19 protein-coding genes are annotated in these 20,501 nt (G+C 73.7%); 4 read left to right on the top strand and 15 right to left on the bottom strand.

All coding sequences use genetic code 11. From position 1 onward, the window contains the following. Window positions 1–23: 23 nt before the first annotated feature. The 8 genes from ACZ462_RS27505 to rimP form a co-directional block, all read right to left on the bottom strand. Window positions 24–989 (bottom strand): bifunctional riboflavin kinase/FAD synthetase, encoded by a 966-nt coding sequence (locus ACZ462_RS27505; protein ID WP_467807367.1) that lies wholly within the window; start codon window positions 987–989, stop codon window positions 24–26. Window positions 990–1,361: 372 nt separating this feature from the next. Then, window positions 1,362–2,270: a tRNA pseudouridine(55) synthase TruB gene (truB, locus tag ACZ462_RS27500; protein WP_467807368.1), complete on the bottom strand. Its 909-nt coding sequence runs from the start codon at window positions 2,268–2,270 to the stop codon at window positions 1,362–1,364. Further along, complete coding sequence (gene rbfA / locus ACZ462_RS27495; protein WP_467807369.1) at window positions 2,270–2,713, bottom strand: 30S ribosome-binding factor RbfA; 444 nt, start codon at window positions 2,711–2,713, stop codon at window positions 2,270–2,272. Before rbfA ends, truB begins: the two co-directional genes overlap by 1 nt. Window positions 2,714–2,739: 26 nt before the next feature. After that, a complete protein-coding gene (locus ACZ462_RS27490) occupies window positions 2,740–3,033 on the bottom strand; it encodes a DUF503 domain-containing protein (protein ID WP_054223643.1) in 294 nt (97 codons plus the stop codon). Between the two features lie 153 nt (window positions 3,034–3,186). Further along, window positions 3,187–6,249, bottom strand: coding sequence for a translation initiation factor IF-2 (infB, locus tag ACZ462_RS27485; RefSeq protein ID WP_467807371.1), 3,063 nt, complete (start codon window positions 6,247–6,249; stop codon window positions 3,187–3,189). Window positions 6,250–6,397: 148 nt separating this feature from the next. After that, window positions 6,398–6,685, bottom strand: a complete 288-nt coding sequence (locus tag ACZ462_RS27480; RefSeq protein ID WP_467807373.1) for a YlxR family protein — start codon at window positions 6,683–6,685, stop codon at window positions 6,398–6,400. 118 nt (window positions 6,686–6,803) lie between these two features. Further along, the gene (nusA, locus tag ACZ462_RS27475; protein WP_467807374.1) at window positions 6,804–7,814 is read right to left on the bottom strand and encodes a transcription termination factor NusA; all 1,011 of its coding nucleotides are present in this window, start codon (window positions 7,812–7,814) and stop codon (window positions 6,804–6,806) included. A 2-nt stretch (window positions 7,815–7,816) separates the two neighbouring features. Further along, window positions 7,817–8,314, bottom strand: coding sequence for a ribosome maturation factor RimP (gene rimP, locus ACZ462_RS27470; RefSeq protein ID WP_467807375.1), 498 nt, complete (start codon window positions 8,312–8,314; stop codon window positions 7,817–7,819). 155 nt (window positions 8,315–8,469) lie between these two features. Between rimP and ACZ462_RS27465 the strand changes: the two genes are divergently transcribed. Genes ACZ462_RS27465 through ACZ462_RS27450 form a run of 4 tightly spaced genes read left to right on the top strand, consistent with a single transcriptional unit; the run spans window position 8,470 to window position 11,564 of the window. Further along, window positions 8,470–9,060: a hypothetical protein gene (locus ACZ462_RS27465; protein WP_467807376.1), complete on the top strand. Its 591-nt coding sequence runs from the start codon at window positions 8,470–8,472 to the stop codon at window positions 9,058–9,060. Further along, window positions 9,057–9,512: a DUF4439 domain-containing protein gene (locus ACZ462_RS27460; RefSeq protein WP_467807377.1), complete on the top strand. Its 456-nt coding sequence runs from the start codon at window positions 9,057–9,059 to the stop codon at window positions 9,510–9,512. Before ACZ462_RS27465 ends, ACZ462_RS27460 begins: the two co-directional genes overlap by 4 nt. Window positions 9,513–9,528: 16 nt before the next feature. Beyond that, window positions 9,529–10,440: an aminoglycoside phosphotransferase family protein gene (locus ACZ462_RS27455; RefSeq protein ID WP_467807378.1), complete on the top strand. Its 912-nt coding sequence runs from the start codon at window positions 9,529–9,531 to the stop codon at window positions 10,438–10,440. A 59-nt stretch (window positions 10,441–10,499) separates the two neighbouring features. Further along, a complete protein-coding gene (locus ACZ462_RS27450) occupies window positions 10,500–11,564 on the top strand; it encodes a slipin family protein (protein WP_467807379.1) in 1,065 nt (354 codons plus the stop codon). Window positions 11,565–11,766: 202 nt separating this feature from the next. Here ACZ462_RS27450 and ACZ462_RS27445 read toward each other — a convergent pair whose 3' ends face one another. From ACZ462_RS27445 to ACZ462_RS27415, 7 genes are all read right to left on the bottom strand, one after another. Beyond that, the gene (locus tag ACZ462_RS27445; protein WP_467807381.1) at window positions 11,767–13,476 is read right to left on the bottom strand and encodes a proline--tRNA ligase; all 1,710 of its coding nucleotides are present in this window, start codon (window positions 13,474–13,476) and stop codon (window positions 11,767–11,769) included. A gap of 42 nt (window positions 13,477–13,518) precedes the next feature. Then, on the bottom strand, window positions 13,519–14,091 hold the full coding sequence (locus tag ACZ462_RS27440) for a GNAT family N-acetyltransferase (protein ID WP_467807382.1): 573 nt from the start codon (window positions 14,089–14,091) through the stop codon (window positions 13,519–13,521). A 46-nt stretch (window positions 14,092–14,137) separates the two neighbouring features. Beyond that, window positions 14,138–14,983, bottom strand: a complete 846-nt coding sequence (locus ACZ462_RS27435) for a GNAT family N-acetyltransferase (RefSeq protein WP_467807384.1) — start codon at window positions 14,981–14,983, stop codon at window positions 14,138–14,140. A gap of 152 nt (window positions 14,984–15,135) precedes the next feature. After that, on the bottom strand, window positions 15,136–16,293 hold the full coding sequence (gene ispG / locus ACZ462_RS27430) for a flavodoxin-dependent (E)-4-hydroxy-3-methylbut-2-enyl-diphosphate synthase (protein WP_114054427.1): 1,158 nt from the start codon (window positions 16,291–16,293) through the stop codon (window positions 15,136–15,138). 196 nt (window positions 16,294–16,489) lie between these two features. Beyond that, window positions 16,490–17,791 carry a M50 family metallopeptidase gene (locus ACZ462_RS27425; protein ID WP_467807385.1) on the bottom strand — a complete coding sequence of 434 codons (1,302 nt, stop codon included), beginning with the start codon at window positions 17,789–17,791 and terminating at the stop codon, window positions 16,490–16,492. Next, a complete protein-coding gene (dxr, locus tag ACZ462_RS27420) occupies window positions 17,788–19,041 on the bottom strand; it encodes a 1-deoxy-D-xylulose-5-phosphate reductoisomerase (protein ID WP_467807386.1) in 1,254 nt (417 codons plus the stop codon). Before dxr ends, ACZ462_RS27425 begins: the two co-directional genes overlap by 4 nt. 20 nt (window positions 19,042–19,061) lie before the next feature. After that, a complete protein-coding gene (locus ACZ462_RS27415) occupies window positions 19,062–20,444 on the bottom strand; it encodes a hypothetical protein (protein ID WP_467807388.1) in 1,383 nt (460 codons plus the stop codon). Window positions 20,445–20,501: the final 57 nt, after the last annotated feature.

Genomic DNA, 20,501 nt, shown 5'->3' with positions numbered 1-20,501 from the left:
CGGGCCCTTCGGCGCCTGCGCGATCAGTGCCGCGCGTGCTGCGCGTCGTACTCCTGGGTCAGCGCCCGCGCCCGCTTCACATCATCCGCGATGGCCTCCAGCAGCCCGTCCAGCGACTCGAACTTCGCCATGCCGCGCACGTAGGCGAGGAAGTCCACGGTGACGTGCAGCCCGTACAGATCGAGGCCGATCCGGTCGATCGCGTACGCCTCCACGGTCCGCTCGGTGGCGTCGAACTGGAGGTTCGTCCCCACCGAGATCGCCGCCGGCATCCGCTCGCCGTTCGCGGTCAGCCAGCCCGCGTACACGCCGTCCGCGGGGATCGCGGTGTGCGGCGGGGTCTCGACGTTGGCCGTGGGGTAACCCAGCTCGCGCCCGCGCTGCGCGCCGCGTACGACGACGCCCTCGACGCGGTGCGGGCGGCCCAGCACCTCGGCGGCGCCGTCCATGTCGCCCTCGGCGACCAGCTTGCGGGCCAGCGTGGAGGAGAACGGCACTCCGCCGCCCGCCGTCCCGCGCTCGAAGAGGTCGACGACCTCGACCTCGTAGTCGTACGTGGCGCCCAGCTCGCGCAGGAAGTCGACGTTGCCGGCGGCGCGGTGGCCGAAGCGGAAGTTCGGGCCCTCGATGACGGCGCGCGCGTGCAGCTTGTCGACGAGAACCTTCACGATGAAGTCGGACGGCGAGAGCTGCGAGAACTCCGCCGTGAACGGCAGGATCAGCAGCGCGTCCACGCCCAGCCCGGCCATCAGCTCGGCGCGCCGGTCGTACGGCGCCAGGATCGGCGGATGGCTGCCGGGGCGGACGACCTCGCTCGGGTGCGGGTCGAAGGTGACCACGACGGACGGCACGCCGAGCTCGCGCGCCGTGGCGACGGCCCGCCCGATGATCAGCTGGTGGCCCCGGTGCACGCCGTCGTACGAGCCGATGGTGACGACGCTGCGCCCCCAGTCCTGGGGGATGTCCTCCAAGCCACGCCAGCGCTGCACTGTGACCGCTCCTCGCCCGAACCGTGTAGGCCCTGTCCTGTGTACTGCCGATACCAGGTCTAAGACTGCCATGCCCCCGCCCGGCGTCCCGCATCGGTGTCGGGCCGGGCCGCGCTCTGTGTCACCTCCCGCGGGAGGTGCGCGGGCGTCCGCCCGCCGCCGGCCGGCGGGCTCCCGGCGAAAAGCGCCCCCTTGTGCTCCGTCCAGTCACTCCGCGCGCCTGCTCGGACGGGTGAGCAAAGGGGCCGGGGTGGATAGAGACTGACCGAGGGGGGCCGTGGAGCGGTGAGCAGCAGCCGGTGTGCGCTCGCCGCTCCACGTCAACGCCGCCGCCGCGCAGGGCGCGGGCCGGGCGCAGGCCGGGCGGGGAAGTCAGGCGAAGACCGCCAGCGACTTCGCCTTGCCGCCCTTGCTCTCCACGAGGCCGAGCAGCTGCCCCTGCGGCCCGAAGACCGCGATCGGCCCGCGGTCCGCGTACTCCTCCGGCATCTCGATCCGGACGCCGTTGCCGAGCAGCGAGGCGCGGCGGGCGTCCAGGTCCCAGCGGGGGAACGCCGCGGCGGCCGCGTCGCCGATCGGCATGACGGTCAGCTCCTCCTGGAGCTGGTCCAGCGTCCGCGCCCGGTCCAGCTTGTACGGGCCCACGCGGGTGCGCCGCAGCGCGGTCAGGTGGCCGCCGGTGCCGAGGTCGGCGCCCAGGTCCCGGGCGAGGGCGCGGATGTACGTACCGCTGGAGCAGACGACGGAGACGACCAGGTCGACGACCTTCGTGCCGTCCTCGGCCTCGGCCTCGCGCATGTCGTAGACCTGGAAGGACGAGATGGTGACGGGGCGGGCCGGGATGTCGAAGTCCTCGCCGTCGCGGGCGCGCTTGTAGGAGCGCACGCCCTTGATCTTGATGGCGCTGACCTTCGACGGGACCTGCATGATCTCGCCCGTCAGCTTGGCGACACCCGCGTCGACGGCCTCGCGGGTGACCCCGGAGGCGTCCGCGGAGGAGGTGATCTCGCCTTCGGCGTCGTCGGTCAGGGTGTTCTGGCCGAGGCGGATGGTGCCGAGGTACTCCTTCTCCGTGAGCGCGAGGTGGCCGAGGAGCTTGGTGGCCTTCTCCACACCCAGGACGAGCACACCCGTCGCCATCGGGTCGAGCGTGCCCGCGTGGCCGACGCGGCGGGTCCTGGCGATCCCGCGCATCTTCGCGACCACGTCGTGCGAAGTGAAGCCGGACGGCTTGTCGACGATGACCAGACCGTCCGGCGTCTTCCCTGCGTTGCTGCTCATTACGCGGATGCGTCCTCGTCGTCGCCGGACTTCTTGTACGGGTCGGCGCCGGCGGCGTACTCGGCGCCGGAGGACACCTCCCGGACGTGGGCGTCGGAGGCGCGCGCCTTGTCGAGGAGGTCCTCGATGGTGCGCGCGTTCTCCGGCAGGGCGTCCGCGACGAACGTCAGGGTGGGCGTGAACTTGGTGCCCGCGGCCCTGCCGACCGCCGAGCGCAGGACGCCCTTGGCGCTCTCCAGGCCCGCCGCCGCGCTGGCGCGGTCCTCGTCGTCGCCGTAGACCGTGTAGAAGACCGTCGCCTCCCGCAGGTCGCCGGTGACCCGGGTGTCCGTGATGGTCACGTGCGTCCCGAGGCGGGGGTCCTTGACACCTCGCTGCAGCTTCTCGGCCACCACCTCCCGGATGAGGTCCGCCAGCTTCTTCGCCCGCGCATTGTCGGCCACTGGTCCGTCTCCTTCTTTCCTTGCATTCAGTCTTCATCACCGTGGAGCCGCCTGCGCACCGACAGCAGCTCCACTTCCGGACGCGCCGCGACCAGCCGCTCGCAGCGGTCCAGTACGTCCGAGAGGTACCCCGTGTCGCCGCTCACCAGCGCGACCCCGATGCGGGCCCGGCGGTGCAGGTCCTGGTCGCCCACTTCTGCCGCGCTCACGGAGAACTTCCGCTGGAGCTCGGCGACGATGGGGCGGACGACGGAGCGTTTCTCCTTCAGCGAGTGGACGTCGCCGAGGAGCAGGTCGAAGGACAGAGTCCCCACGTACATGCAGTTCCGGATGTCCCGCCGGTCCGGGTTCGGTGGCCTGCCGGCCGACTGGCGGCAGGGTCACCAGAACCGTACACGCAACGGCCGGGGCCGATCGACGGAAATACTCCGCCGACCGGCCCCGGTCACGACACGGTACGAACCGCCTCGCGCTTACGCGCGGGGCTTCTCGCGCATCTCGTACGTCGCGATGATGTCGTCGATCTTGATGTCGTTGAAGTTTCCGAGGTTGATACCGCCCTCGAAGCCTTCGCGGATCTCGGTGACATCGTCCTTGAAGCGGCGCAGACCGGTGATCGTGAGGTTCTCTGCGACGACCTTGCCGTCGCGGAGCAGGCGCGCCTTGGTGTTGCGCTTGACCTCGCCGGAGCGGATGAGGACACCCGCGATGTTGCCCAGCTTGGACGAGCGGAAGACCTCGCGGACCTCCGCCGTACCGAGCTCGACCTCTTCGTACTCCGGCTTCAGCAGGCCCTTCAGGGCCGCCTCGATCTCCTCGATGGCCTGGTAGATCACCGAGTAGTACCGGACGTCGACGCCCTCGCGCTCCGCCATCTGCGCGGCGCGGCCGGCCGCACGGACGTTGTAGCCGATGACGATGGCGTCGGAGCCCATCGCCAGGTCGATGTCGGACTCGGTGACCGCACCCACACCGCGGTGCAGGACGCGGATGTCGACCTCTTCGCCGACGTCGAGCTGGAGCAGCGAGGACTCCAGGGCCTCGACCGCACCGGACGCGTCGCCCTTGATGATGAGGTTGAGTTCCTGGACCAGACCGGCCTTGAGCACGGAGTCGAGGTCCTCGAGGGACACGCGACGGACGCGCTTGGCGAAGTTGGCGTTGCGCTCGCGCGCCGCGCGCTTCTCGGCGATCTGGCGGGCCGTGCGGTCCTCGTCGACGACGAGGAAGTTGTCGCCGGCGCCGGGGACGTTGGTGAGACCCAGGACCAGGACGGGGGTCGACGGACCCGCTTCCTCGACGTTGTTGCCCTTGTCGTCGAGCATGGCGCGGACACGGCCGTACGCGTCGCCCACGACCATCGTGTCGCCGATGCGCAGGGTTCCGCGCTGGACGAGGACGGTCGAGACGGCACCGCGGCCGCGGTCGAGGTGGGACTCGATCGCGATGCCCTGGGCGTCCTGCTCGGGGTTGGCGCGCAGGTCGAGGGCGGCGTCCGCGGTGAGGACCACGGCCTCCAGCAGCTTGTCGATGTTCAGACCCTGCTTGGCGGAGATGTCGACGAACATCGTGTCGCCGCCGTACTCCTCGGCCACGAGACCGTACTCGGTCAGCTGACCGCGCACCTTGGTCGGGTCCGCGCCCTCGACGTCGATCTTGTTGACCGCGACCACGATCGGCACGTCGGCCGCCTTGGCGTGGTTCAGGGCCTCGATCGTCTGCGGCATGACACCGTCGTTGGCCGCCACCACGAGGATCGCGATGTCGGTCGACTTCGCACCGCGGGCACGCATGGCGGTGAACGCCTCGTGACCCGGGGTGTCGATGAAGGTGATCTTGCGGTCCTCGTCGTTGACCTGGGTCGCGACCTGGTAGGCACCGATGTGCTGGGTGATGCCGCCGGCCTCGCCCGCGACCACGTTGGTCTTGCGGATGGCGTCGAGGAGGCGGGTCTTGCCGTGGTCGACGTGACCCATGACGGTGACGACCGGCGGACGCGCGACCAGGAACTCCTCGCCGCCCTCGTCCTCGCCGAACTCGATGTCGAAGGACTCGAGCAGCTCGCGGTCCTCCTCCTCCGGGCTGACGATCTGAACCGTGTAGTTCATCTCTTCGGCGAGGAGCTGGAGGGTCGCGTCGGACACGGACTGCGTGGCCGTGACCATCTCGCCGAGGTTCATCATGACCGCGACCAGCGACGCCGGGTTGGCGTTGATCTTCTCGGCGAAGTCGGTGAGGGACGCACCGCGCGACAGGCGAACGGTCTCGCCGTTGCCGCGGGGCAGCATCACGCCGCCGACCGACGGGGCCTGCATGGCCTCGTACTCCTGGCGCCGCTGCCGCTTCGACTTGCGGCCGCGACGGGCCGGACCACCGGGACGGCCGAAGGCGCCCTGCGTGCCGCCGCGGGCACCGGGGCCGCCGGGACGGCCGCCGAAGCCGGGACGGCCGCCGCCGCCACCCGGGCCGCCGCCGAAGCCGCCGCCACCCGGACGCGGGCCGCCGAAGCCGCCGCCCGCCGGGCGCGAGCCCGGACCGGCCGGACGGCCGGCGAAGCCGCCGCCGCCGGGGCGGCCGGCGCCGCCCGGACGGGGACCGCCGGCACCGGGACGGCCGGGGCCGCCGCCGGGACGCGGGCCGGGACCGCCGGCCGCGGGACGCTGCGGCATCATGCCCGGGTTCGGGCGGTTGCCGCCCGGCGTCGGGCGCGGGCCCTGCGGGCGGGGCATGCCGCCCGGGGTGGGACGGGCGCCGCCGGGGGCCTGCGGACGCGGGCCGCCGCCGGGACCGGCCTGCGGGCGCGGGGCGCCGGCACCGCCGGCACCGGGGGCGCCGGGGCGCGGCGCGCCGCCCGGACGGGGCGCCTGCGGGCGCGCCATGCCGGTGGAGCCGCCGGAGGTGAAGGGGTTGTTGCCCGGACGGGGACCCGCGGGGCGGGCACCCGGACGGGGGCCGGGCGTCGCGCCGGGGCGCGGAGCCTGGGCACCGGGGGCCGAGCCGGGGCGCGGGGCACCGGGACGGGCTCCGCCCTGGCCGCCGGCCGCGGGACGCTGCTGCGTCGGACGCGGGCCGGGGGTCGCACCCTGGGCCGGACGCGCGGGGGCGGCCGGGGGCGCGGTGAACTCGGTCGCCACGGGCGCCGCCGGAGCGGGCTTCGGGGCGGCCGGGGCCTTCGGGCCGGGACGCGGGCCGGGAGAGGCCGGCGTCACCGGGGCCGGCGCGGCCGGAGCCTCTGCGGCGGCCGGCTTGGGGGCCGGTGCGCCGGGCTTCGGGGCGGCGGGACGTGCAATGGCGCCGGGGGTCGGGACCCCGGGCTTGGCGGGGGCGGCCTTGCGGGGCGCTCCCGGCTTGGCAGCGGACTTGCCGGCGTTGCCGCCGGGCCCCTGCAGTGCGTCGGTCAACTTGCGCACAACCGGCGCCTCGATCGTCGAGGACGCCGAACGGACGAACTCACCGAGTTCCTGGAGCTTGGCCATGACGACCTTGCTCTCCACTCCGAACTCCTTGGCGAGTTCGTATACCCGGACCTTAGCCACTTCGCTCCTTTTAGGTCCGGGTTGCGCCGGACCGTCGCTACTTCATGGGCGTACTCATCGCGTACTCATCGAGTGCTCATCGCAATCTCGACCTACTTCCAACTCGCGAGGTACCTGACCGCACGGGGTGTCCGTGCCGTACTACTTCTTACGGTGTCGCCGCGGCCACGGCGGCCACGGCGTCGCTCAGTCCGGCCGTGTCGAGCGCTCCCGGGGACCTGAGGGCCCGGGGGAACGCCTTGCGGCGGACCGCCTTGTCGACGCAGACCGCGGCGGGGTGCACGTAGGCACCCCGGCCGGGCAGCGTACCGCGAGGATCGGGGACGCACGCGTCCCCGACCGCCACGATGCGCAGCAGTTCGCTCTTGGCCGCTCGCGCCCGGCACCCCACACAGGTGCGTTCGGGGCATGCGCGGGCTTGCGTCCGGCCAGACACGCCTAAGTCTACCTCCCCGTACCGACCTCACCCCTTCGGGCGCAAAATCGAACGGACGTTGTCGCGATCTGCTGTCTTGAACTGTGTACCCGCAGGGCAGCGCCCGCGGGTAGCGGTTTTATTCCCCGTCCCGGGCCCGGCCGGCGTCCGGGGACGCCTCCGTGTCGGGGCGGATGTCGATGCGCCAGCCGGTCAGCCGCGCGGCGAGGCGGGCGTTCTGGCCCTCCTTGCCGATGGCGAGCGACAGCTGGTAGTCGGGGACGGTCACCCGCGCGGAGCGCGAGTCCCAGTCGACGACCTCCACCTTGCTCACCCGAGCGGGTGACAGGGCGTTGGCCACCATCTCCGCCGGGTCGTCCGACCAGTCGACGATGTCGATCTTCTCGCCGTGCAGCTCGGCCATGACGTTGCGCACGCGGGCGCCCATCGGGCCGATGCAGGCGCCCTTCGGGTTGAGGCCCGAGCGCGTCGACCGCACGGCGATCTTGGTGCGGTGGCCGGCCTCGCGGGCGATCGCCGCGATCTCGACGCTGCCGTCCGCGATCTCCGGGACCTCCAGCGCGAAGAGCTTCTTCACCAGGTTGGGGTGGGTCCGCGACAGCGTCACGGACGGGCCGCGCACGCCCTTCGCCACCCGGACGACGTACGCCTTGAGGCGCAGCCCGTGCGGGTACTCCTCGCCGGGGACCTGCTCCTGCACCGGCAGGATGGCCTCCAGCTTGCCGATGTCGACGAGGACGTTCTTGGGGTCCTTGCCCTGCTGGACGACGCCCGTCATGACGTCGCCCTCGCGGCCGGCGAACTCGCCGAACGTCAGGTCGTCCTCGGCGTCGCGCAGACGCTGGAGGATCACCTGCTTGGCGGTCGTCGCGGCGATCCGCCCGAAGTCCGACGGCGTGTCGTCGAACTCCTTGGGCTCCTGCCCCTCCTCCAGGTCCCGCGGGTCCTCCGTCGCCCACACGACGACGTGCCCGTTGGTGCGGTCCAGCTCCACACGCGCCCGGCGGAAGCTGCCCTCGGTGCGGTGGTACGCGATGAGGAGGGCCGACTCGATCGCCTCGACGAGCAGGTCGAAGGAGATCTCCTTCTCCCGGACCAGACCCCGCAGGGCACTCATGTCGATGTCCACGGCTACGCCTCCTCTTCCTTCTTGTCCTTGCGGTTGAACTCGATCTCGACACGCGCCCTGGCGACGTCCGCGAACGCGATGCGGCGCGCGGTCGCCTTGCGGCCCTTCACGCCGGGGACCTCCAGGTCCATGCCCTCGTCGTCGACGCCGAGAATGCGGGCGATCAGTTCCCCGCCCTCGGACAGCTGGAACTTCACGAGGCGGCCGATCGCCCGGACGTAGTGGCGGTGCTCGGTCAGCGGGCGGTCGGCGCCCGGCGAGCTCACCTCCAGGACGTACTCGCCCTCGCCCATCGCGTCGGTCTCGTCCAGCCTGTCGGAGACCTCGCGGCTCAGCTCGGCACACGCGTCCAGTTCCACGCCCTCGTCGGAATCCACGATGATGCGCAGCATCCGGCGCTTGCCGGCCTTCGACAGCTCGATGTCCTCGAGATCAAGGCCCCTGGCGGCGACGAGCGGCTCCAGCAATCCGCGCAGCCTGTCGCTCTGGGTGGTGCTCATCCGGGTGACTCCTCGGCCGCGTGTGCTGTTGTGGGTTACGTCGCGTGTCAGACCAAAGGGTATCCGGTCGCGGAGGGTGTTGCCGTCCGTCCTGTGGACAAGCCCCCGGGTACCGTGATCACACCCTGCCCTTCCCCACCCCCGAGGACGCCGCCGTGCCCTGGACCCCTCCCACCGGACCCTCGCGCAGGAGCCTGCTCTCCGGCGCGGCCGCCGCGGCCGGCGCGGCACTGGCCACCGGGTGCTCCGGCGGCTCCCGCCCGCCGGCCCCGCCGAGCGGCGCCGCACTCGAACGGCGCATGCGCGCATCGGCCGTCCGGGACAGCGAACGGCTGCTGGAACGTTACGACGCCACCGCCGCCGCCCACCCCGCCCTGGCCGGCCGCCTCGCCCCGCTGCGCTCCGCCGTCGCCGCGCACGCGGGGGCGCTGGCGTGGCCGGGCGCCCCGGGCGGGGCCGGCGAGGCCTCGGGGAAGGCGGCGGGGGCCGCCTCCGGACCGGCGTCGGGCACGCCGTCGGGCACGCCGTCCCCGGGCGGGGCCCCGGCCGCCGGCGGGGTGCAGGTCCCGCCGGAGCCGGAGAAGGCGCTGGCTGCCCTCGCGGACGCCGAGCAGGCCCTGTCCGAGGCCCGCACGGCCGCCCTGGCAGGCGCCCCCGGCGAGCTGGCCCGCATGCTGGCCTCGGTCGCCGCCTGCGGCGCCGTCCACGTCCACCTGCTGACCCCCGCCCCGGGAGCCGCCTCGTGAAGCCCTCGTCCTCCCCCGCCGGCCGCGCCCTCGACGCCGCCCAGGCGGCCCTCGCCGCCGAGCACGCCGCCGTCTACGGGTACGGGGTCGTCGGCGCCCGCGCCGGCGGGCGGGCGGGCGAGGCCCGCGAGGCGCACGGCGGCCACCTCGCGCGCCGCGACGCGCTGGCGCGCGCCGTGCGCGACCTGGGCGGCTCCCCCCGGCCCTCCGATCCGGCGTACGCGCTCCCGTACGAGGTGCGCGTCGCCGGCGACGCCGAGCGGCTCGCCGCGGAGATCGAGGACCGGGTGGCCGGCGCGTACGCCGACCTGGTGCGCGCGGCGGACGGCCCGCTGCGCCGCGAGGCGGCCGACGCACTGAGCGCTGCGGCGGTCCGCGCGGCGCGCTGGCGCGGCGGCGGCGTAGCCTTCCCTGGGCTCGCGGAACGCGCACGGCCCGCCGGTGACAGCTGAAGGGGAACACGCAGGCATGGCTTTCGAACCGCCGCAGCGGCTCGTACGGGCGCTCGGCGAGACGCCGGACGGGGACGGCAGCGCGGCCGGCTGGCTGGAGGCGCTGCCCGGGCTGGCCGAGGCGGCACTGGCCCGGCGTGCGGTACGGGCCCAGCGGGTCCAGGCTCCCGGCGGGCGCAGCAGCCTGGTGCTGCTGGTGCAGTACGAGGACGGCACGCCGGCCGTGCTGAAGCTCGCTCCCCCGCAGGCGCGGCCGGACCGCGAGCTGGCCGCGCTCGCCCACTGGGGCGGCTTCGGGGCCGTACGGGTCCTCGACACCCGACACCACTCCGAGGACGGCGCACTGCTGCTGGAGCGGCTGCAGCCGGAGGTGTCCCTGCGCTCGCTGCCCGAGGCGAAGGCGCTGCTGGAGGCGTGCGGGACGCTGCGGCGGCTGTGGGTGGCGCCGCCGGACGGGCACCCCTTCGAGACGGTCGCCGAGCGGACGGCCCGGCAGGCCGGGGCGCTGCGCGCGGCGGCGGGAGCGGGATCCGCGGCCCTGGCGGAGGCGGCGCTCGCGGCCCGGGAGGAGCTGACGGCGGTACCGGCCGGGGAGCAGCTGCTCCTGCACGGCAACTTCCGGCAGGGCAAGGTGCTGGCCGGCGACCGGGCGCCGTGGCTGGCGGTGGGCCCGGAGCCGGTGGTCGGCGAGCGCGCGTACGACCTGGCCCGGCTGGTCCGGGACCGGCTGGAGGACCAGGTCGCCTCGTCGGCGGGGGCCGCGGGCGCCCGGCGCAGGGTGAACAAGCTGGCCGACAGCCTGGAGGTGGACCGGGAGCGGCTGCGGGGCTGGACGCTCTTCCGGGCGGTGGAGTCGGGCACCCGCGCCCTGGCCGCGGGACGGCGGCGCGATGCGGAGCTCCTGCTGGAGTTCGCCGCCTGGCTTTAGGGCATACCGGTACATAAGGGGCGCCCTTGTGGCCACGGGCAACCCTGAGGGAGGCCGTCATGCTCCAGGAACTGCTGACCGCGGCGATCGCTGCGGGCGCCGGGCTCGCGATCGCCACCGCCGCCGCCGCACGCATCGTCAGGCAGTACGAGCGGGGCGTCGTGCTCCGCTTCGGCCGCCTGAGGGAAGGCATCCGACCACCGGGCTTCACCCTGATCGTCCCGGTGGTGGACCGGCTCCACAAGGTCAACATGCAGATCGTGACGATGCCCGTGCCCGCCCAGGAGGGCATCACCAGGGACAACGTCACGGTCCGCGTCGACGCCGTCGTCTACTTCAAGGTCGTCGACCCGGCGAGCGCGATCATCAAGGTCGAGGACTACCGCTTCGCCGTCTCCCAGATGGCGCAGACCTCACTCCGCTCCATCATCGGCAAGTCCGACCTCGACGACCTGCTGTCCAACCGGGAGAAGCTCAACGAGGGCCTGGAACTGATGATCGACAGCCCCGCGGTCGGCTGGGGCGTCCAGATCGACCGTGTCGAGATCAAGGACGTCTCCCTCCCGGAGACGATGAAACGCTCCATGGCCCGCCAGGCCGAGGCCGACCGCGAACGCCGGGCACGCGTCATCAACGCGGACGCGGAACTCCAGGCCTCCCGCAAGCTCGCCGAAGCGGCGGCCGTCATGTCGGACCAGCCGGCCGCCCTCCAACTCCGCCTCCTCCAGACGGTGGTGGCGGTGGCAGCGGAGAAGAACTCCACCCTGGTCCTCCCGTTCCCGGTGGAACTCCTCCGCTTCCTGGAACGCACCACCCCCGACAGCCAGCCCAAGCCCACCCCGGCAGCGGCCGACCGGTCGGCGCAGGCCGCCCCGAGACCCGAGCCGCCTGCGGCGGTGGAGGGCCCCCCATCCCCGGACCGACCGATCGAAGCACCCCCGCACACCCCGCGCGCAGTGGAAGCGGCCCCACCTGCCGCAGCCGAAACCCCGGCCCGGACGACGACACCCCCCACCGGCGAGCACACACCCGATGCCCCGGTCACCCCCAGCGACTCCCCGGAGGAAACGCACCCCGGACCACCCCCGCAGGTAAACGGCTCACCCCCACCCCCCACACGGTGAGCCGCGAGCCACGACCGCCGGCCCGTGCGCAGCGCCGGGGCGACGCCGCGCACTCAACCGCCGACCCGCCGCAGTGCCGCGCAGCGGCACATCGCGGCCCCGCCGGCGGTTGAGGCGCCGCGGGGCGGAGCCACGCGGGAACCACGCCGGCGGTGGGGCCACCGGTTCGGCCCCGCGCAGCGGCCGCCCCGGCCCCCGGGGGTCAGGGCGTCAGGCGGGTCAGGGCCTCGGAGAGGGGGAGTTCCTCGCGGGTGCCGGTGGCGCGGTGCTGGAGTTCGACCACGGACTCCCCCGCCCGGCGCCCCGCCACCAGAATCCACGGCACGCCGATCAGCTCCGCGTCGGTCAGCTTCACGCCGGGCGAGAGCCCGGCCCGGTCGTCCAGGAGGACGCGCCGCCCGGACGCGGCCAGCGCCTCCGCGGCCTGTTCGGCCAGCGCGAGCTGCACGGCCTTGCCCGCCGCGACGACGTGGACGTCGGCCGGGGCGACCTCCGCCGGCCAGGACAGCCCCCGCTCGTCGGCGGTCTGCTCGGCGAGGGCGGCGACGGCGCGCGAGACGCCGATGCCGTAGCTGCCCATGGTGACCCGCACCGGCCTGCCCTCGCGCCCCAGCACGTCGAGCCCGAAGGCGTCGGCGTACTTGCGGCCGAGCTGGAAGATGTGGCCGACCTCGATCGCGCGGTCGAGCCGCAGTCCGGCTCCGCACTGCGGGCAGGGGTCGCCGGGCTCCACGACGGCGACGTCGAGGTGGCGGTCGACCTGGAAGTCGCGGCCGCAGACCACGTTCCGGGCGTGCGTGTCGGGCTTGTTCGCACCGGTCACCCAGGCCGTGCCGGGTGCGACGCGCGGGTCGGCGAGGTAGCGGACCTTCCCGAGGCCCTGCGGGCCGACGTACCCGCGTACCAGGTCGGGGCGGTCGGCGAAGTCGTCGGCGGTGACGAGTTCGACCGCGGCGGGCGCGAGGTGTTCGGCGAGCTTGCCGAGGTCGACCTCCCGGTCGCCGGGTACGCCCACCGCAGTGATCTCGCCGTCCACCTTGACCAGGAGGTTCTTCAGCGTCGCGGACGCCGGCACGCCCAGGTGGGCGGCGAGCGTCTCGATGGTCGGGGTGTCGGGGGTGGGGATCTCCTCCAGCGGCGGGTGCTCCCCCGCCCCGACCGCGCCCTCCCCGGCCGGGGGGAACGTCACCGCCTCGGTGTTCGCCGCGTACCCGCAGGCCGGGCAGTCGGCGAACGTGTCCTCGCCGGCGGCCGCCGGTGCGAGGAACTCCTCGGACGCGGAGCCGCCCATCGCCCCGGACACCGCCGAGACGATCCGGTGGTCGAGCCCCAGCCGGGTGAAGATGCGCTGGTAGGCGGCCCGGTGCAGGGCGTACGACTCGGCCAGGCCCTCGTCGCCGACGTCGAAGGAGTACGAGTCCTTCATCTGGAACTCGCGCCCGCGCAGCACGCCGGAGCGCGGCCGGGCCTCGTCGCGGTACTTCGTCTGGATCTGGTAGAGGATGACCGGCAGGTCCTTGTAGGAGGTGCACTGGTCCTTCACCAGCAGGGTGAAGATCTCCTCGTGGGTGGGCCCGAGGAGGTAGTCGGCGCCCTTGCGGTCCTTGAGCCGGAAGAGCAGGTCGCCGTATTCGGACCAGCGCCCGCTGGTCTCGTACGGCTCCCTCGGCAGCAGCGCGGGCAGCAGCACCTCCTGGCCGCCGATGGCGTCCATCTCCTCGCGGACGATGCGCGAGACGTTCTCCAGGACGCGCTTGCCGAGCGGCAGCCACGTCCACACCCCGGCGGAGCTCCGGCGGACGTACCCGGCGCGGACGAGGAGGCGGTGGCTGAGGGTTTCGGCGTCGGCCGGGTCCTCGCGGAGGGTCCGCGCCATCAGCCGGGACATGCGCTGCACGTGTTGCGTTGCCATGCGGCGAGGCTACCGGGCGGCGGCGGGGCCGCCGAAGGGATTTCAGGGCCGGCGCAGCGGCAGGGGGGCGCCCATGACGGCGTACGGGAGGCTCGCGCTCGGGAAGTGGACCTGGCGGGCGAGGTCGGTGTAGCCGAGGGAGCGGTAGAGCCGGCGGGCCGGGCTCTCGGCGTCGATCGCGGAGAGGATCGAGCGGGGCTCGGCGGCGCTGTCGGTGATCCGGGTGATGAGGGCGCGGCCGACGCCGCGGCCCTGGAAGCCGGGGTGGACGTGCAGCTCGGTGATGACGAAGGAGCCGTCGAGCCAGCCGTCGTGGCCCTCGGAGCGCAGGTAGGGCTCGACGATCGAGGACCACCAGTAGGCGCGGTCGTTCGGCATGCCGTACACGAACCCGGCGAGCGCCCCGTCGTCGGTGAACGCACCGAGGGCGCGGGCGCCGCGGCAGGTCATGTGGCGTTGGACGATGTACCGGCGGATGCCGACCTCCTCCTCGCTGAGGCCGAAGGCCACCGCCTGCACGCGCAGGGCCTCGTCCACGCGGGCGGCGAGGTCGAGGGGGCCGAGGGTCAGGCCGGCGGGCCGGGCGGGGCCGTCGCCTCCGGAAGTAGGCAGCATGCGGCGACCTTACTCGGCGGTCGTGGCGGGCCGGTACGCCCGGGAGCTAGAACAGGACGCTCATGAACGCGCCGACCTCGCGGAAGCCGACGCGGCGGTAGGCGGCGCGCGCCGCGGTGTTGTAGTCGTTGACGTACAGGCTGACCACGGGGGCGACGTCGCGCAGCGCGTAGGCGACGACGGCGGCCATGCCGGTCTCGGAGTGGCCGCGGCCGCGGAACTCGGGGGCGACCCAGACGCCCTGGATCTGGCAGGCGGCGGGGGTGGCGGCGCCGATCTCGGCCTTGAAGACGACCTTGCCGTCCTCGACGCGGGCGAAGGAGCGGCCGGATCCGACGAGTTCGGCGACGCGGGCCTGGTAGAGGAGCCCGCCGTCCCCGGCGAGCGGGGAGATGCCGACCTCCTCGGTGAACATGGCCACGCAGGCGGGCATGATCAGGTCCATCTCGTCCTTGCGGATCCGGCGGACGAGCGGATCGGGGCGGACGTCGGCGGAGGGCTGCTCGGTGACCATGAGCGGCTGGTGGGCGCGGACCTCGCGGGCGGGCCCCCAGCTGGGTTCCAGGAGCCGCCACAGCAGTCCGGTGGCTTCGGCGGGGCCGACGATGGAGGAGCAGCGGCGGCCGGTGCGGCGGGCCCGGTCGGCGAAGGCGCGGACGGCGTCGGGCGGGGCGCAGACGGGGACGAGGTTGGCGCCGGCGTAGCAGAGGGAGCGGAGCTCGCCGTCGGCGTAGTAGCCCCACATCTCGCCGCCGAGGCGCCAGGGGTCGAGGCCGGCGACCTGGACGCGGGAGGTGACGAAGGCGTTCTCGACCGGCTCGCGTCCGAGGACGGCGAGGGCGGCGTCGAGATCGCCGGGCCCAAGGACCCGGGTGGTGGTCTGCGTCAACACTGGGGCCTCACATGCAGGGCTGCTGATCTCCGAACTCTACCCGCCGCGGGTCGGGGCCGCCTGGTCCGGCCGGGTGCCGGAATGCCGCCGGCCCCGTCCGCGAGCTGCGGGGACGGGGCCGGGGGCCGGGGTGGCGCGGGTGTTGCCGGTGGTCAGGCGCCGATGGCGACGGTGGGCTCGCCGGAGGCGACGCCGTCCTTCTCCATCTGCTCGGCGATCTTCATGGCCTCTTCGATGAGGGTCTCCACGATCTTGGATTCGGGGACGGTCTTGATGACCTCGCCCTTGACGAAGATCTGGCCCTTGCCGTTGCCGGAGGCGACGCCGAGGTCGGCCTCGCGGGCCTCGCCGGGGCCGTTGACGACGCAGCCCATGACGGCGACGCGCAGCGGGACCTCCATGCCGGTCAGGCCGGCGGTGACCTCCTCGGCCAGCTTGTAGACGTCGACCTGGGCGCGGCCGCAGGAGGGGCAGGAGACGATCTCCAGGCGGCGCGGCTTGAGGTTGAGGGACTCCAGGATCTGGCGGCCGACCTTGACCTCCTCGACCGGCGGGGCGGAGAGGGAGACGCGGATGGTGTCGCCGATGCCCTCGGAGAGCAGGGCGCCGAAGGCGACGGCCGACTTGATGGTGCCCTGGAAGGCGGGGCCGGCCTCGGTGACGCCGAGGTGCAGCGGGTAGTCGCACTGGGCGGCCAGCTGGCGGTAGGCGTTGACCATGACGACCGGGTCGTTGTGCTTGACCGAGATCTTGATGTCGCGGAAGCCGTGCTCCTCGAAGAGGGACGCCTCCCACAGGGCGGACTCGACGAGCGCCTCGGGGGTGGCCTTGCCGTACTTCTGCAGCAGGCGGCGGTCGAGGGAGCCGGCGTTGACGCCGATGCGGATCGGGGTGCCGGCGTCGCCGGCGGCCTTGGCGATCTCCTTGACCTTGTCGTCGAACTGCTTGATGTTGCCCGGGTTCACGCGGACGGCGGCGCAGCCGGCGTCGATCGCCGCGAAGACGTACTTGGGCTGGAAGTGGATGTCGGCGATCACGGGGATCTGCGACTTCTTCGCGATGACGGCGAGGGCGTCGGCGTCGTCCTGGGTCGGGCAGGCGACGCGGACGATCTCGCAGCCGGACGCGGTCAGCTCGGCGATCTGCTGGAGGGTGGCGCCGATGTCGGAGGTGCGGGTCGTGGTCATGGACTGCACCGAGATGGGCGCGTCCCCGCCGACGGCCACCGTGCCGACCTGGATCTTGCGGCTGACCCTGCGGTCGGCGAGCTTCGTCGGCACGGACGGCATTCCGAGAGAGATGGCAGTCATCTGCTGTGCAACCCCAAGGTGTGGATCGAGGTCCCGAGATCGGCGGGCTCCGGTCTTCGAGATTACGCCAACGAGGGGGCCGCACCCGCATCCGAGGGCCCGGGACACCCGAACGCGGGGAGCCGGGCACGCTTCGTGCCCGGCTCCTCACGGTCGGCGTCCGTACGCGCGTACGCCCGTACGGGGTATGTGCGTGTCAGGTGATGCGGATGGGGTTCACGACGTCGGCGACGAGCACCAGCAGCGTGAAGCAGACGAAGACGCCGGCGACGACGTACGCGGCGGGCATCAGCTTCGCCACGTCGAAGGGGCCGGGGTCGGGGCGGCGGAAGAGGCGGGCGGCGTTCCGCCGGAGGGACTCCCACAGGGCTCCGGCGATGTGCCCGCCGTCGAGCGGGAGCAGCGGGAGCATGTTGAATAGGAAGAGCGAGAGGTTGAAGTAGCCGACGAGGCCGAGGAAGAACACCAGCCGCTGCTCGGCGGGGATGTCGAGGGTGGCGATCTCGCCGCTGATGCGGGCGGCGCCGACGATGCCCATCGGGGAGTCGGCCTCGCGCTCGCCGCCGTCGAAGGCGGCGTTCCACAGGGCCGGGATCTTGCTGGGCAGGGCGAGCAGGCCGTCGACGCTGCGGCCGACCTCCTGGCCCATGTGCTCGACGGACTCGCCGAAGCCGAGGGCCGCGGTCTCGTTCTTCGGGCTGAAGCCGAGCCAGCCGGCGGTCACGTACTGGCCCTTGACGTAGCCGCCGTGGCCGTCGGTCTTGGCGACCTTGTTCTCGATGAGGGTGACGGGCAGCGTCAGGCGCTGCCCGTCCCGCTCCACGGTGACGGTGGCCGGGCCGATGGTGTCGCGGATGCGCTGCTGCAGGACCGACCAGTCTGTGACGGCGCGGCCGTTGAAGGCGACGATCCGGTCCTCCGGGAGCAGGCCGGCGGCCTTCGCCGGGGCGACCGGGTCGCCCTCCTTGCAGACGTCCCGCTTCTCGCTCTGCTGGATGACGCAGGGCGAGACGGAGGCGACCTCGGTGGTGGTGCGGTTGATCCCGAAGGTCATCCAGACGCCGAAGAAGACCGCGAGCGCGAGGACCAGGTTCATGAACGGTCCGGCGAACATGACGATCACGCGCTTCCACGGCCTGCGCGTGTAGAAGAGCCGTGTCTCGTCGCCCGGCTGGAGCTCCTCGTAGGCGGCGGAGCGGGCGTCCTCGATCATCGACCGGACGGGCGAGGTCGAGCGGGAGCTGATCTTGCCGTCCTCGCCCGGGGGGAACATCCCGATCATGCGGATGTAGCCGCCCATCGGGATGGCCTTGATGCCGTACTCCGTCTCGCCCTTGTGCCGGGACCAGATGGTCGGCCCGAAGCCGACCATGTACTGGGGCACCCGGATGCCGAAGAGCTTGGCCGTGGAGAGGTGGCCGAGCTCGTGCCAGGCGATGGAGACGAGCAGCCCGACAACGAAGATGAGTATGCCGAGCACCGTCATGAGTGCTGTCATGCGCGCGCCTCCACGGCGGCTCCGGCCGCCATCTCCCGTGCCCGGGCCCTGGCCCAGGTCTCCGCTTCGAGGACGTCCGCGACGGTGAGGGAAGTTCCCGCGTCCGGCGTCCCGTGCTCATCGACCACGGCAGAGACCGTATCCATGATTGCCGTGAACGGCAGCCGACCGGCCAGGAAGGCGTCCACGCACTCCTCGTTCGCCGCATTGAAGACGGCGGGCGCGGTGGAGCCCAGGGTGCCCACGTGCCGGGCGAGGTCCACGGCGGGGAACGCCTCGGTGTCGAGCGGGAAGAACTCCCAGGTCGAGGCCTTGGTCCAGTCGAAGGCGGGGGCGGCGTCGGGGACGCGCTGCGGCCAGCCGAGGCCGATCGCGATGGGGCCGCGCATGTCCGGCGGGGTGGCCTGGGCGAGGGTGGAGCCGTCGGAGAACTCCACCATCGAGTGGACGTAGGACTGCGGGTGGACGACGACCTCGATGCGGTCGAAGGGGATGTCGTAGAGCAGGTGCGCCTCGATGACCTCCAGCCCCTTGTTGACGAGGGTCGCCGAGTTGACGGTGATGACCGGGCCCATCGCCCAGGTGGGGTGCGCCAGGGCGTCCTCGACGGTGACGGAGGCCAGCTCGGCGCGGGTGCGGCCGCGGAAGGGCCCGCCGGAGGCGGTGACGACGAGCTTGCGGACGTCGGCGCGGGTGCCCGCGGCGAGGGCCTGGAAGAGGGCCGCGTGCTCGGAGTCCACGGGGATGATCTGGCCGGGCTGCGCGAGCTCCTTGACCAGCGGCCCGCCGACGATCAGCGACTCCTTGTTGGCCAGGGCGAGGGTGCGGCCCGCCCGGAGCGCGGCCAGGGTCGGCGCGAGGCCGATGGAGCCGGTGATGCCGTTGAGGACGGTGTGGCACTCGGAGGCGGCGAGTTCGGTGGCCGCGTCCGGCCCGGCGAGGATCTCCGGCAGCGGCTCGGATGCGCCGTACTGCTCGGCCAGCGCCTCCTTCAGGGCCGGTACGGCGTCCTCCCGGGCCACGGCCACGGCCCTGACGCGCAGCCGCCGGGCCTGCTCGGCGAGCAGCCCGGTGCGCCCGCCGGCGGCCGACAGCGCGGTGACCCGGAACCGGTCCGGGTTGCGCAGGGCGAGGTCGATGGCCTGGGTTCCGATGGACCCGGTGGAGCCGAGGATGACGATGTCCCGTCGGCCGTCCGCGGCGTCGAAGAGGAGGTGCGGATCGGCAAGGGGGGCTGGACTGTCGCTCATCCCCCCATTGTCGCGTCACGTCAGGAGCGGTCGGACACGCCCTCCCGGTAGTCGCCGCTGACGACCGCGGCGAGCAGCTCGGGCAGCGTCCCCGCGAAGTCGGGCAGGGCGCGGGCGGTGTCCCACCAGGCGCCGGGGTCGGTGCCGAGCGCGGCGTCGAGGAGCCGTTCGGCCTCGGCGCGGGCGGCGAGGAAGGCGGCGGGGCGGTCGTGCCGGTCGGGGCCGTCCACCTCGCCCAGCCAGTGGTCCTCGTCCAGCGCCCAGGCGGCCGGGGCCTTGTGGCGGACGATGTCGGTGCCGGTGAGCAGGCCGCGGTCCAGGCAGGCGCGGACCCAGCGGATGTCCTCGCGGAGGTCGCCCATGGCGTTGGGGACGGCGAGGCTCGCCAGGGCCAGCTCGCGGTGGACGCCGCCGCCGGCCGGGGGCGGGCCGGGGGCCAGGTCGGCGACGGCCTCCGCGAGCCCGGGTATGTGCTCCGGCGGGCGCGGGCCGGGGGCGCCGGCGGCCGCGGCGGTGCCGGCGGCGGCCGCGTCCGCGAGTTCGGGCAGTGTGCCCGGGAAGGCGGGGGCGTGGCGCTCCAGCTCGGCCCACAGCCGCGGGTCGTCGCCGAGGCGCGGGCGCAGCACGCGGGTCAGGGCGGCCCGCATCCCCGCCTGTTCGGCCAGGTTCCAGCCGAGCCGGCCGGAGGTGCGGGCCCGGCCGAGGAGCAGCGCGCGGTGGGCGGGGGCGACGCCGGCGGCGAGCTCGTCGAAGGTGAGGATGCCGGCGCGGACGGCGCGGACGGCGGGCCGGTGCCAGTCGGCTCCGTACGCGGGTGCGGCGCGGGTGTCGAGGAGGGCGAGGGCGGTGGCGGCGTCGAGGCCGCCGGCCAGCAGCAGGGCCTCGACGGAGCCGGGCGGCAGCGGCTCGCGGGCGTGCTCGCGCAGCAGCAGCGCGGGGGCGGGCGGCCCGCCCAGCCGCAGGACGTCCAGCGGGATCCTGGGTCGGCGGCTGCCGTGCAGGCGCAGCAGGGCGAGGGTCTCGGTGCCGGCGAGCGGCGGCCGCACGGGCCGTCCGAGTTCGGAGCCGAGGGTCGCCACGAGCGCGGCGGCGGGGGCGGGGCGGGCGGCGTAGCGTGCGGGCCCGGGCAGGCCCGGCAGGGGGCGGCCCAGGACGTGCGGGTTGCGGGCGACGGTGCGGCGGTCCTCCTCGCCTCCGCCGCGCAGCAGCAGGGTGACGGCGGAGGCCGGGAGGCGCTCGTCGCGGCAGAGGAAGCGGCGCGCGGGAGCGTCGAGGCGCGCCCACAGGCTCGGGGCGACGGCGTCCGGTGCGTGGCGCAGGAGGAGCGCCACGCACCAGGCGAGCCGCCGGCTCTCCCTGTCGGCGTTTTCGGCGTTTCCGGCGTTCTGGACGTGCACATGCATCCGATTCCCCTTCGCCGGTGGTGTACGCCTGCTGCGGCGTCCGGCGATGATCTCAGG

The organism is Streptomyces sp. NPDC031121 (assembly GCF_055570615.1).
This window is presented reverse-complemented; position numbering and strand designations above follow the sequence as displayed.

Excerpts from the sequence above, each read along its gene's own strand:
- truB (WP_467807368.1), bottom strand. The coding sequence starts at position 2,270 with ATGAGCAGCAACGCAGGGAAGACGCCGGACGGTCTGGTCATCGTCGAC.
- ACZ462_RS27490 (WP_054223643.1), bottom strand. The coding sequence starts at position 3,033 with ATGTACGTGGGGACTCTGTCCTTCGACCTGCTCCTCGGCGACGTCCAC.
- rimP (WP_467807375.1), bottom strand. The coding sequence starts at position 8,314 with ATGAGCACCACCCAGAGCGACAGGCTGCGCGGATTGCTGGAGCCGCTC.
- ACZ462_RS27455 (WP_467807378.1), top strand. The coding sequence starts at position 9,529 with ATGGCTTTCGAACCGCCGCAGCGGCTCGTACGGGCGCTCGGCGAGACG.
- ACZ462_RS27450 (WP_467807379.1), top strand. The coding sequence starts at position 10,500 with ATGCTCCAGGAACTGCTGACCGCGGCGATCGCTGCGGGCGCCGGGCTC.
- ACZ462_RS27445 (WP_467807381.1), bottom strand. The coding sequence starts at position 13,476 with ATGGCAACGCAACACGTGCAGCGCATGTCCCGGCTGATGGCGCGGACC.
- ACZ462_RS27440 (WP_467807382.1), bottom strand. The coding sequence starts at position 14,091 with ATGCTGCCTACTTCCGGAGGCGACGGCCCCGCCCGGCCCGCCGGCCTG.
- ispG (WP_114054427.1), bottom strand. The coding sequence starts at position 16,293 with ATGACTGCCATCTCTCTCGGAATGCCGTCCGTGCCGACGAAGCTCGCC.
- ACZ462_RS27425 (WP_467807385.1), bottom strand. The coding sequence starts at position 17,791 with ATGACAGCACTCATGACGGTGCTCGGCATACTCATCTTCGTTGTCGGG.
- dxr (WP_467807386.1), bottom strand. The coding sequence starts at position 19,041 with ATGAGCGACAGTCCAGCCCCCCTTGCCGATCCGCACCTCCTCTTCGAC.
- ACZ462_RS27415 (WP_467807388.1), bottom strand. The coding sequence starts at position 20,444 with ATGCATGTGCACGTCCAGAACGCCGGAAACGCCGAAAACGCCGACAGG.